The 12,027-nt window shown below is 71.9% G+C and carries 11 protein-coding genes; 2 read left to right on the top strand and 9 right to left on the bottom strand.

What is annotated here, in order from left to right:
• Window positions 1–3: 3 nt before the first annotated feature.
• On the top strand, window positions 4–723 hold the full coding sequence (locus tag ACH5AO_RS23135; protein ID WP_073933376.1) for an ABC transporter permease subunit: 720 nt from the start codon (window positions 4–6) through the stop codon (window positions 721–723).
• A gap of 361 nt (window positions 724–1,084) precedes the next feature.
• Here ACH5AO_RS23135 and ACH5AO_RS23130 read toward each other — a convergent pair whose 3' ends face one another.
• From ACH5AO_RS23130 to ACH5AO_RS23090, 9 genes are all read right to left on the bottom strand, one after another.
• Complete coding sequence (locus ACH5AO_RS23130; RefSeq protein WP_398927513.1) at window positions 1,085–1,900, bottom strand: HAD family hydrolase; 816 nt, start codon at window positions 1,898–1,900, stop codon at window positions 1,085–1,087.
• On the bottom strand, window positions 1,897–3,174 hold the full coding sequence (gene serS, locus ACH5AO_RS23125; protein ID WP_398927511.1) for a serine--tRNA ligase: 1,278 nt from the start codon (window positions 3,172–3,174) through the stop codon (window positions 1,897–1,899). Before serS ends, ACH5AO_RS23130 begins: the two co-directional genes overlap by 4 nt.
• 547 nt (window positions 3,175–3,721) lie before the next feature.
• Window positions 3,722–4,654, bottom strand: coding sequence for a prephenate dehydratase (gene pheA / locus ACH5AO_RS23120; protein ID WP_398927509.1), 933 nt, complete (start codon window positions 4,652–4,654; stop codon window positions 3,722–3,724).
• Window positions 4,655–4,742: 88 nt separating this feature from the next.
• Window positions 4,743–6,029: an iron uptake transporter deferrochelatase/peroxidase subunit gene (gene efeB / locus ACH5AO_RS23115; protein WP_398927507.1), complete on the bottom strand. Its 1,287-nt coding sequence runs from the start codon at window positions 6,027–6,029 to the stop codon at window positions 4,743–4,745.
• A 6-nt stretch (window positions 6,030–6,035) separates the two neighbouring features.
• Complete coding sequence (locus ACH5AO_RS23110) at window positions 6,036–7,955, bottom strand: copper resistance CopC/CopD family protein (protein WP_398927505.1); 1,920 nt, start codon at window positions 7,953–7,955, stop codon at window positions 6,036–6,038.
• Between the two features lie 13 nt (window positions 7,956–7,968).
• A complete protein-coding gene (locus tag ACH5AO_RS23105) occupies window positions 7,969–8,418 on the bottom strand; it encodes a copper chaperone PCu(A)C (RefSeq protein ID WP_398927503.1) in 450 nt (149 codons plus the stop codon).
• Entirely contained in the window at window positions 8,415–9,071 is a 657-nt protein-coding gene (locus ACH5AO_RS23100) for an SCO family protein (RefSeq protein WP_398927501.1), read from the bottom strand. The genes ACH5AO_RS23105 and ACH5AO_RS23100 overlap by 4 nt, the downstream gene beginning before the upstream one ends.
• A 92-nt stretch (window positions 9,072–9,163) precedes the next feature.
• Window positions 9,164–9,919, bottom strand: coding sequence for a YcnI family protein (locus ACH5AO_RS23095; RefSeq protein WP_398927499.1), 756 nt, complete (start codon window positions 9,917–9,919; stop codon window positions 9,164–9,166).
• 184 nt (window positions 9,920–10,103) lie between these two features.
• Entirely contained in the window at window positions 10,104–10,901 is a 798-nt protein-coding gene (locus tag ACH5AO_RS23090) for a hypothetical protein (protein WP_398927497.1), read from the bottom strand.
• Window positions 10,902–11,121: 220 nt separating this feature from the next.
• On the opposite strand from ACH5AO_RS23090, the gene ACH5AO_RS23085 reads away from it, so the two are divergent.
• Window positions 11,122–11,586 (top strand): ATP-binding protein, encoded by a 465-nt coding sequence (locus ACH5AO_RS23085; RefSeq protein WP_398927495.1) that lies wholly within the window; start codon window positions 11,122–11,124, stop codon window positions 11,584–11,586.
• Window positions 11,587–12,027: the final 441 nt, after the last annotated feature.

Genomic DNA, 12,027 nt, shown 5'->3' with positions numbered 1-12,027 from the left:
AAGATGTACGACCCCACAGTCGCCCGGCTCACCTACCGGGCCCTGCTCGGCCGCCGCCGGGCCCTCATCCTGGGCGCCCTGCCCCTGCTGCTGATCGCGATCTCCCTGGCGGTGCGCGCCCTCGCCGGCGCCGACGACCAGACCGCGGCCGACGTCCTCGGCGGGCTCGCGCTCGCCACCATGGTGCCGATCATCGGCGTCATCGCCGGAACCGGGGCCATCGGCCCCGAGATCGACGACGGCTCGGTGGTGTACCTGCTGTCCAAGCCGATCAAGCGGCCGACCATCATCTACACCAAGCTGATCGTCGCGATCGCCGTCACCATGGTCTTCTCGGCGGTGCCCACCCTGATCGCGGGCTTCATCCTGAACGGCAACGGACAACAGGTCGCCGTCGCCTACACCGTGGCCGCGCTGGTCGCCTCCATCGCGTACGCGGCGCTCTTCCTGCTGCTCGGCACGGTCTCCCGGCACGCGGTGGTCTTCGGGCTGGTCTACGCGCTGGTCTGGGAGGCGTTGTTCGGCTCCCTGGTGCCCGGCGCGCGCACGCTGAGCGTCCAGCAGTGGTCGCTGGCCGTGGCGCAGAAGGTCTCCGGCGGTGACCTGGTCACCTCGGACGTGGGCCTGACGACCGCGACGGTGCTGCTGGCCGCGGTCACCGTGCTGGCCACCTGGTACGCCGGGCAGAAGCTGCGCTCGCTGACGCTCGCCGGCGAGGAGTGAGGCGTTCGCCCGCCGGTTTATTCGGTGGCGTCCGACGCGCCCGGCGGGCAGAGTGGTTGTGTCCGCATCGCCGGGAAAGTCCGGCGTCATCTGCTGGGAGAGGAGTGGGACGGTGTCCATGCACGGCACGTCCCACTTCTGTCAGGGCAGCCCGCGGCGGACTCCGGAGTCATCTCTACGGCTCCGTTGAGTCCGCCCGTACGGGGAACTGCCCGGGGCGGCCGCTTCGAGCACGCGCGGTCTGTCGCGTGGGCCGCCCCTCCCTGCTTCGTCGCGGCGGGGCGGGTGGGGTTGCGCAGCCCGGCGCTGCGAGGTGCCGTCTGCGCCCACCCGTGCCGCCCTGCGGCACGATTGCCCGCAGTTACGACGGCAGAAGGCGTTCCAGGACTACCGCGATGCCGTCCTCCTCGTTGGAGGTGGTCACCTCGTCGGCCACCGCCTTCAGTTCCCCGTGCGCGTTGGCCATGGCCACGCCGTGGGCGGACCAGGCGAACATCGGGATGTCGTTGGGCATGTCACCGAAGGCGATCGTCTCCGCGGCCTTCACCCCCAGCCGGCGCGCCGCCAGGGACAGCCCCGTGGCCTTCGACAGGCCGAGCGGGAGCAGTTCGACGATGCCCTCGCCCGCCATGGTGACGGTGACGAACCCGCCCGCCGCGCGGGTGGCCGCGTCGGCGAGCTCGTCCGAGGTCAGCGTCGGGTGCTGGATGTACAGCTTGTTCAGCGGTGCCGTCCACAGGTCCGACGCGTCCGTGAACGGCGTCGCGGGCAGCCCGCCCACGACCTCGTAACCGGGGCCGACCAGCACCTCGCCGTCCAGCCCGTCGCGGCTCGCCGCCAGGTACAGCGGGCCGACCTCCGCCTCGATCTTCGCCAGTGCCACCCCGGCCAGTTGCCGGTCCAGGGTCACCGACGTCAGCAGGCGGTGCGCCCCGGCGTCGTACACCTGGGCGCCCTGGCCGCAGACGGCGAGCCCCTCGTAGCCGAGGTCGTCGAGGATCGGGCGGGTCCACGGCACCGCGCGGCCGGTGACGACGATGTGCGCGGCGCCCGCCGCGGTGGCCGCGGCGAGCGCGTCACGGGTGCGGCCGGAGACCGAGTGGTCGTCCCGCAGCAGCGTGCCGTCGAGGTCGGTGGCGATGAGCCGGTACGGGAAGGTCGCGGGGGCGGTGCTCACTTGGTGACCGGCTCCAGGATCTCCCGGCCGCCCAGGTACGGACGCAGCACCTCCGGCACGCGCACGGAGCCGTCGGCCTGCTGGTGGTTCTCCAGGATCGCCACGATCGTGCGCGGTACGGCGCACAGTGTGCCGTTGAGCGTGGCCAGCGGGCGCACCTTCTTGTCCTCACGGACGCGGATCGACAGCCGGCGCGACTGGAATTCGGTGCAGTCCGAGGTCGAGGTCAGCTCGCGGTACTTGCCCTGGGTCGGGATCCACGCCTCGCAGTCGTACTTGCGCGCGGCCGAGGAGCCCAGGTCGCCCGAGGCGACGTCGATCACGCGGAACGGCAGCTCCAGCGAGGTCAGCCACTGCTTCTCCCACTCCAGCAGCCGCTGGTGCTCCGCCTGGGAGTCCTCCGGGGCGACGTACGAGAACATCTCGACCTTGTCGAACTGGTGCACGCGGAAGATGCCCCGGGTGTCCTTGCCGTGCGAGCCGGCCTCGCGGCGGAAGCAGGGCGAGAAGCCCGCGTACCGCAGCGGCAGCCGGTCGGCTTCGATGATCTCGTCCATGTGGTACGCGGCCAGCGCCACCTCGGACGTGCCGACCAGGTAGAGGTCGTCCTTGTCGAGGTGGTAGACGTCCTGGGCCGCCTGGCCGAGGAAGCCGGTGCCCGCCATCGACTGGGGGCGCACCAGCGCGGGGGTCAGCATCGGCGTGAAGCCGGCGGCCGTGGCCTGGGCCATCGCGGCGTTCACCAGGGCGAGCTCGAGCAGCGCGCCGACGCCGGTCAGGAAGTAGAAGCGGGAGCCCGAGACCTTGGCGCCGCGCTCGACGTCGATGGCGCCGAGGAGCTGGCCGAGCTCCAGGTGGTCCTTGGGCGCGAAGCCCTCGGCGTCGAAGTCACGGATGCTGCCGTGCGTCTCCAGCGTGACGAAGTCCTCCTCGCCGCCGACGGGCACGTCGGGGTGGACGAGGTTGCTCAGCTTGAGCAGGAGCTCCTGGGTCTCGGTCGCGGCGGCGTCGCGGTCGGCGTCGGCCGCCTTGACGTCGGAGGCGAGCTGGCCGGCCCGCTTCAGCAGCTCGGCCTTCTCGTCACCGGCGGCCTTGGGAATGAGCTTGCCGAGCGACTTCTGCTCGGCGCGCAGTTCGTCGAAGCGGACGCCGGACGACCTGCGCCGCTCGTCGGCAGACAGGAGGGCGTCGACGAGTGCGACGTCCTCTCCACGGGCGCGCTGCGAAGCACGCACACGGTCGGGGTCCTCACGAAGCAGGCGAAGGTCAATCACGCGGTCAAGGCTACCGGTGCGGTGCGACGCCTCACGACCCACTATTGCGGTGCGGCGGCGCACGTTCCGTTATAGGTGAATTGCGCACAGTGTTCCGCAAGGTCAATGAATGGGGCACTCCCCCCGGAACGGGTCAGTTCACGGGTCGGCGGTTGACCGGAATGCCCTGCGCGACAGGGAACTTGGGCTTCGGTTGTCCACAGGAGTCCCCATCTTCGGAAAGTTATCCACAGGTTGTGGGGAAGAACTGTGGACTTCGGAATCGACCGCTCCGAAACGTCTGATCAAAGCCGAGGAATCCCAGGGTGAACCCCCTTTCTCCCCGCTTTTGAGCGGAAAGTGATCACTCTAAAGGGTTGACCAAAGGAAAAGGATGGACGAATCGTGATGCGCGGGACGATGAAGAAGATCATCCCCCGTGGAGTGATTTGTCGACCGAGCGCCGCTTCGGTGTCGACTTGTCCCCAGGTGGAGAAGCGGACCTGTGGATAACTCCTGTGGACAACGAAAATCAGCAGTTAGGACCGGCCCCGTCCTCCCGACCTCGTCAGAACCGCCCGTCCTGGCACCGCGCGACCCAGTCCGCCGCCCCCATGAACTCCTCGTCCGACGTCCCCGGGAACAGGGGACGCACCTCCCCGGGCCGTACGTCCGCACGCGGGTACGAGCCGAGGAAACGCACCTGAAGACAGATCCGCTTGAGCCCCATCAGCGCCTCGGCCATCCGGCGGTCCGAGATGTGCCCCTCGGCGTCGATGCAGAAGCAGTAGTTGCCGATACCTGCACCGGTCGGCCGGGACTGGAGCAGCATCAGGTTGATGCCGCGGGTGGCGAACTCGCCCAGCAGGTCGCGCAGCCCGCCGGGGTGGTCGTCACGCTGCCACAGCACCACGGAGGTCTTGTCGGCGCCCGTGGGCGCGGCGGGCCGGGCGGGGCGGCCCACCAGCACGAACCGGGTCTGGGCGTTCTCCGCGTCGTGGATCTCCGTCTCCAGGGCCTCCAGGCCGTACCGGGCGGCGGCGAACTCACCGGCGAAGGCGGCGTCGTAACGGCCCTCCTGGACCAGTCGCGCGCCGTCCGCGTTGGAGGCGGCCGATTCCCAGACGGCGTCCGGGAGGTGGGTCTTGAGCCAGTTGCGGACCTGCGGCTGGGCGGCCGGGTGGGCGGTGACCGTCTTGATGTCCGACAGCTTGGTGCCCGGACGGACGAGCAGCGCGAAGGTGATCGACAGCAGCACCTCGCGGTAGATCATCAGGGGGGTGCCCGCGACCAGTTCGTCGAGGGTGGTGGTGATGCCGCCCTCGACCGAGTTCTCGATGGGGACGAACGCGGCCTCGGCCTCACCGGTGCGCACCGCGTCGAGCGCGGACTGCACGGACACGTACGGGATCAACGCGCGGGTGGCCGCCTCGGGAAGCGTGCGCAGGGCGACTTCGGTGAAGGTGCCCTCTGGACCGAGATACGCATAGCTCGCTGGCATGACCTCACCCTAATGGGCCCCGGCCGACGGCAGTCCCGCACCGGGCTCAGAGGGTGACGCGGGACGGCTCTCATCCCTCCAGCAACTCTCATCCCTCCAGCAACCGCTGCCCCACGTACTCTCCCTCCGCCGCGCCGCCCGGCACCGCGAACAGTCCGCTCGCCTCGTGGCGGACGAACGGGGTCAGGGCGTCCCCCCGGTCGAGCTTGCGCTGCACCGGCACGAAGCCGCGCAGCGGATCGGCCTGCCAGCAGATGAACAGCAACCCCGCGTCCGGCACCCCGTCCGTGTCGATGCCGTCGTGGTACGAGAACGGGCGGCGGAGCATGGTGGCGCCGCCGTTCTGGTCGGGCCGGGTGATCCTGGCGTGGGCGTTGAGGGGGACGACCAGGTTGCCCCGGGAATCCGTCTTCTCCAGGTCCATCTCGGACGTCTCGGTGCCCCCGGACAGCGGCGCTCCGTCGGACTTGCGGCGCCCGATGACGCTTTCCTGCTCCTTGACCGGCAGCTTCTCCCAGTCGTCCAGCAGCATGCGGATACGGCGTACGACGACGTAGGAGCCGTTCGCCATCCAGGCCGGCTCGCCCTTCTCGGGGACGAAGATCCGCTCGTCGAAGTCGGAGTCGGCGGGCCTGGGGTTGCGGGTGCCGTCGACCTGGCCCATCAGGTTGCGGGCGGTCATGGGATGGGCGGTGGCGCCGGGGGAGCGGTTGAAGCCGTTCATCTGCCAGCGCACCCTGGCGGCCGAGCCCGCGTCCTTCTGGACGGCGCGCAGGGCGTGGAAGGCCACGAGGGCGTCGTCGGCGCCGATCTGCACCCACAGGTCGCCGTTGCTGCGGTTCTTGTCGAGGTGGTCGGAGGAGAAGTCGGGCAGCGGGTCCAGGGCGACCGGGCGCTGCTTCTCCAGGCCGGTGCGCCCGAAGAAGCTGTGGCCGAAGCCGAAGGTGAGGGTCAGCGAGGAGGGCCCGGCGTCGCGGGCCACGCCGGTGTCGTCCTGTGCGCTGGGCTCGCCCGCCATCAGCCGGCGGGCGGTGTCCGACCAGCGACGCAGCAGTGCGGCCGCCTCCGTGCGTCCGGCTCCGGGGGCGAGGTCGAAGGTGATGAGGTGGCCGCGGGCCTGGAGCGGCTGGGTGATGCCGGGCTGATGTTTCACGTGAAACTCGACCCGGCTGTCGCCCACCGACGTCAGCGGGGTGGCTCCGGCGGGCGCCGACGCGTATCCCGCGACCCCGCCCGCCGCTCCCAGGACGAGTCCGGTGGCGCCGGCCGTGCCGAGCAGCCGGCGTCGGGAGAGGCCGTTCCCGGTGGTCCGGGCCCCGGGCTCCCCCTGGGGCGTCCTGGGGGTCCGGACCTGCGGAATGGACTGGTCAGCCATGGTGGTTCAGCCGATCTGCGCGTTCTTCGAGACGGTCACCTGGTCGATGTCGGAGGTCCGCACGGTCACCTCGATCTTCCAGTCGCCCGTCATGGGGATCTGTACTCCGCTCGCCGACCAGTGCCCGGTGGTGACGCGGTCGGGGACGACGGGCAGTGGCCCGATGTCCTTGGCGGAGAGGGTGAGGGCGACCTTCACCTCGGGGACGTCGACGGCCTGGCCGTCCGGGCCTTCCACATAGAGGTGCAGGTCGTTGTCGCCGACCCGGGCGGGGTCGAGGTCGACCGTGACGACGCCCTTGCCGTTCTCACCGCCGGTGTCGTAGGGCATGTTCAGCGTCACCGCTCCGGTGCCCTGACCGGTCGAGGCGGACGAGGACGAGGTGGAGGCGGCCGCCCGGGCCTCCTGTTCCGTACGTCCCGGTTCGGTCTGCGTCAGCACGGTGGTGACGGCGAGCAGGACGACGGCGATGCCCGCCTCGGCGAGTACGGAGCGGCGCAGTCCGAGGCGGTGGGGGTCGGCGTCGCGCAGTCGCTTCTGCCGGGCGCTCTCCACCGCGGCCCGCTGCCGGGCGAGCTGAGCGGCCCGGACGTCACCGCCCTTCTCGGCTCCGGTGGCTTCGGCCGGCTGCTTCTCCTCCTCGGGCGCCGTCCCGGCCGGCTGCTTCTCCTCCTCCTCGCGCTCCGCCGGGGCCGGCGCTTCGGCCAGCCGTGCCGTCCAGCGTCGTGAGAGGGAGGCGACCGCGACCAGGACCGCCATGAGCCCGATCTTGGCGAGCAGCAGCTGCCCGTAGCGGGTGTCGGTCAACGCCGACCAGGAGCCGAGCTGCCGCCAGCTCTGGTAGACACCGGTGACGACCAGTACCACCACGCTGCCGAAGGCGAGCCGGGAGAAGCGCTGGACGGCGCCCTGGTCGACCGGCGTGTCGGCGGGGGCCCGGTAGAGGGCGACGAGCAGGGTGGTGAGTCCGCCGAGCCAGGCGGCGACGGCCAGCAGGTGGAGCACGTCGACGGGCATGGCGATGCCGGGCTGGAGCCCCTGGGAGGCGTGCTCGGACATGGCCCAGCTCGCGGCGAGCCCGGCCGCCACGACCGTCCCGCCGATCGCCAGCCCGAAGGTCAGGTCCCGCTTCTCCTCGTCCTCCCGCTTGTCGTGGGCGCCGAACAGCACCGCGATGAACAGGGCCGCCGCGGCGAGCAGCAGCAGCCGGGAGACCAGTGCCGCGCCGGTCTTCGTCTGGAGGACGTCCCCGAGCAGCGACAGGTCGAAGACGTCGCCGACCGCCCCGGAGGTGGTGTAGGAGCCGCGCAGGAGCAGCAGTGCGAGGGTGGCCGCGGTGAGTGTCAGCCAGCCGGAGACGACCAGCCGCTGCACCGCCCGCACCCCGGAACCACGCCCCCAGCAGGCGAGCACGAAGGCGGCCCCGCCGGCCATGACGACGAAGCCGGCGTACGACACGTAGCGGCCGATGCCGTACAACCAGCCGATCAGGCCGTCGTCGGAGGCCTGCGCGGAGACGGAGACGGAGGTCTCGGAGGGTGCGCCGATGGAGAAGGTGAAGGCTCCGGCGACGGGATGGCTGTCCGCGGACACCACCTGGTAGGCCACGGTGTAGGTGCCGTCGGGCAGTCCGCCGAGCAGCCGCACGGTGTACGTCGTGCCGCTGGGGTTGGCCGGGTCGCCCTTGTCGACCCGCTGGCCCTTGGGGTCGAGGACGCGCACGGCGTCGTCGCTCACCGCGATCTGCTCGGAGAAGGTGAGCGAGACCTGGGTGGGCGCCGTGTCGACCACCGCCCCCTGCCCGGGGTCGCTGCCGGTCAGCGCGGCGTGCGCGGAGGCGGGAGCGGCTCCGGCGAGGAGCGCACCGGTGACCGCCAGGAGCAGCAGCACCAGGATCCGCACGCGGGGGGCGATGGTCTGGGTCACAGGGGTGTCTCCCTCAGTGTCCGGTCTTCGGGGTGTAGGTGGCCGACTTCACCGGTATCTCGACCGTGACGGGGTCCGACTCGGCGAAGCGCAGTTCGACGGAGACCTTCTGACCCTGCTTCGGCTTCCGCTTCAGCTGCTCGAACATCAGATGGTTTCCGCCGCTCTCCAGCACCAGGCTGCCGTGGGCCGGGATGTCGAGGGCTTCGACCTCCCGCATGGCCCCGTCGACGGTCTCGTGCACGGTGACCTGGCCGGCGGCGTCACTGCTGACCGAGGTCAGCCGGTCCGCGGAGCCGCCGTCGTTGGTGATGGTGAGGAAGCCGGCGGCCATGTCGGAGACCGGCTGCGGCATGTACGCGGAGCCGACGGACAGCTCCGCCGGGCCGTTGTCGGAGCCACCGCAGCCGGCCAGGGCCAGGGCCCCGGCGACGACCACGGCCGCTGCTGCCGGGCGCCTCACGGGTTCTCACCCTTGATGATCTTGGGGAGGTCCTTGGTGTAGTCCTCGACGGTGGCGTCCTCGCCGTAGAGGACGTACCCGCCGTCGGTCTTCGGCGAGAAGGCGATGACCTGGGTGCCGTGGTCGGAGACGGTCTTGCCGTTGTCGTCCTTGCGCGGCGGGTCGATCGAGATGCCGAGGGTGCGGGCACCGGCCTGGATGGTGTCGAAGTCGCCGGTCAGGCCGACGACCTGGGAGTCGATGCCCTTGAGCCACGTGTCCAGCGCGGCGGAGGTGTCACGCTCCGGGTCGGTGGTGACGAACACGATCCGCAGTTCGTCCTGCTGTTCCCGGGGCAGCTGCTTCTTGGCCACGGCGAGGTTGTTCATCGTCAGCGGGCAGACGTCGGGGCAGTGCGTGTAGCCGAAGTAGATCAGGGTCGGCTTGCCCGCGGTCTCCTCACGGAGGTCGTACTCCTTGCCGTCCGTGTCGGTGAGGACGAGGTCCGGCTTCTCGAACGGATTGTCGAGGACGGTGCCCGCCTTCTGGGCGCCGGCCTCCTCGGACACCACGGCGATGGGATCGCCGCTGTCGCCGGACCCGCTCCCGCAGGCGGAGAGGGTGAGGGAGGCGACGGCGAGCAGGGCCGCGGCCGCGAAGGTCTTCTTGCGCATGAATGGTCCTGAGAGGTGAGTGCTCCGGCGCGCACCAGGAGGTCACGTGGGCCGTGAGCGGCCCGGTGCGCGCCGTCGAGAAGGAGGAGGGGTCAGGCGGTGGTGCGCCGACGGCCGGCGAGGACGCCGTAGGCGACGCCCGCGGCGCCGACCACGATGCCGACGACGCCCAGGACGCGGGCGGTGGTGTCACTGCCGCCGGAGTCGCCCCCGTCGTCGGAGGCGGTGGTCTCGGTGGAGGCGTTCTCGGCCTCCGCGGTGTCGCCGGAGGCCTTGTCGTCGGCTGCGGCACCGTGCGAGTGGCCGTCCTCGGAGGCCTCGGACAGGGTGAGCACGGGAGCGGGGTGCTCGGGTTCCTCCTGGCCCTTCTGCGGCACCTCGATCCAGCGGACGACCTCCTTGTTGGAGTACGTCTGCAGGGCCTTGAAGACGAGTTCGTCGGCGTCCTCGGGCAGCGTGCCGACGGAGACCGGGAACTTCTGGAAGAAGCCGGGCTCGATGCCGTCGCCCTCGGCGGTCCAGGTGACCTTGGAGACCGCCTCGTTGATCTTCTCGCCGTGCATCTCGAGCGGCTTGTCCAGCTTGGACTTGGTGACCTCGACGTCCCAGCCCTCGACCGGCTGCGGCATCACGGACGCCAGCGGGTGGTCCGTGGGGAAGGTGATCTCGAGCTTGGTGGTCGAGGCGTTGTCCCGCTCGTTGGGGACCTTGAAGCCGACGACCGCGTAGCCGCCCTTCGCGGCCTCACCCTCCGGCTGCACGCTGACGTGCGCGAAGCAGGGGGTGGACACGGCGAGGACGGCGGCACCGGCGACGGCACCGGCGGCGGCGATACGGGAAGCCTTCATGGCAGAAGCACTCCGCTTCGGTTGGGGTTTCACTGACGGTGAGGGATGTGCCGCGCGTCCGGCCGGCCGGGCCTTTCGGGCAGGACGGCCGGGCGCACACGGGAAAACGGCCGCACGCGCGCGTGCCGCACGCCGGCGCCCCTCTCCTCGGCCCCCGAAGACCCGGAGTGGTGGTCGCCTCGCGTCAGGCGGCGAGGGCGAGTGCGGTGACGGAGGCCGGCGGGCCCCGGCGGATCACCGTGTGGTGCAGCCCGGCGGAACGGGGCGGGAGCGGGGCGAGCAGCGCGGTGCGCACCATGCGCGGGGCCCCTTCCGGCGCCCCCGGAAGCCCCGCGCGCAGGGCACGCACCAGGGCGAGCGCCGCGCGCAGGGACCGTACGAGGGCGCCTTCGGCGACACCGTGCGCCGACAGTTCGGCCAGCCGCAGCAGGGCCAGGTCACCGCGGCGCAGCAGCCATCCCGCGGCCAGCGCCGCGAGGAGGTGGCCGAGCAGCATCGGCAGTGACGGGAGCAGGGACGCCGGGGCGTCCGCGGCGGCCTCCGCGTGAGCGACGGTCCCGGTGTGGTGGACCCGCGCCTCGACGAGGACGCGTTCGGCCTGCGCGGGGCTGAGCCCCGCCGCGGCGGTCCCGCACAACAGCCGCGCGGCCCGCTCGACCAGCGCGGCGTCGGAGAGCGCGGACGACGGACCCGTGGCGGGCGCGCCGTGCTGTCCCAGGCCGAACAGTGTGTGCAGGACCGTCTGGCCGCACGCCAGCAGCACCGCGATCCCCGGCAGCGACCTGGCGCGTCCGGCGAGCGGCGCGGCGACCGCGAGGACCCCGAGGAAGCCCGCACCCAGCGTCCACAACGGTACGGCGGCGCAGGAGGCGAGCGTGTGGCCTGCCCCGGCCAGCACGACGCAGACCGCGGCGAACACCGCGGCCCGCAGGGTCCGGAGTCCTCGTCCGGAGCGCGCCGTGCGCGGGTGGGGGGCAGACATGGCGCGCTCATCATCGCACCAGCCCACCGGTCGCCGTACGGCAGGTCCGCAAGATGAGGTACGACCGGAAGGTCACGTCTGCCACGGCACGCCCCACATACACCGGTCGGTCGCACGGCGCACCCGCCATATGGGCGGTTTCACGTCAACTCCACGCTTACGAGCGAGAACCCAGGGCAATACGTAACGGTATGTCGAGCCGCGGCCGGGAGGCTGGAGCATGAGCATCTGGTGGTCACTCCGTCTGCGGCGTGATGCCGCCAGTGTGCCGCTCGCCCGGCGCCTGCTGCTCGGCACCATGGAGACCGCGGGCGTCGACCCCGACATCTCCTACGACCTTTCCGTCGCCCTCAGCGAGGCCTGCGCGAACGCGGTCGAGCACGGTGGGGGCACCGCGCGGGGTGACACCTCGGAGGCGTTCCGGGTGACGGCCTACCTCGACGGCGAGAAGTGCCGCATCGAGGTCGCCGACGCGGGCCCCGGCTTCCCCGGCGCGACCGGGGACCGCTCCCGCCCGCCGTCCCGTCCCGCGCCGCCCGACGCCGAGCACGGACGGGGCCTGTGCCTCATCCGGGAACTCACCGATCACGTCCACATCGGCAACAAGCCGGGCCGGGGCGGCACGGTGGTGAGTTTCGACAAGATCCTCAAGTGGAGGAAGGACGCGCTGCTGGTGGCGGTGTAGCGGCAGGCGGGAGGGCTCCTGCCGGAGGGCCGGGAAGGACCCTCGGCCGTCCCCGCGGGTGCCGCGGGCGTCGGTCCCCGGCGCCCGCCCGGCGGCGAGGCCACCGGACGAGTGCGCCGCCGTCAGGGTCCTTCGGCCCGCCCCTGGGCCCGGGGCGGCGGGGACGTGGACGCCGCCGCTCTGCTCGCGCGCGACGGCGGTCTCCGGCTCGATCCGGTGGCGGAACCCGGCCCGGCGGGGGAGACCGTCGCGCCGGGGCAGCGCGTTCATGAGGTCGCGGCCCGCGTCGGTCCCGGGGTGGTCCATTCCGTCGCGGCACGGAGGAGGGGGGGGGCCCCGCCCGGGGCCCGCCCCCCCCCGCGGGGGGGGCGCCCCCCCACCCCCCCCCCCCCCCCCCCCCCCCCCCCCCCCCCCCCCGCCCCCCCCCCCGCCCGGGGCGCC

It is taken from the genome of Streptomyces sp. NPDC018964 (assembly GCF_044390325.1).
Taxonomy (GTDB): domain Bacteria; phylum Actinomycetota; class Actinomycetes; order Streptomycetales; family Streptomycetaceae; genus Streptomyces.
Note: the sequence above shows the minus strand (reverse complement) of the source record. Positions and strands in the feature narration are given on the sequence as shown.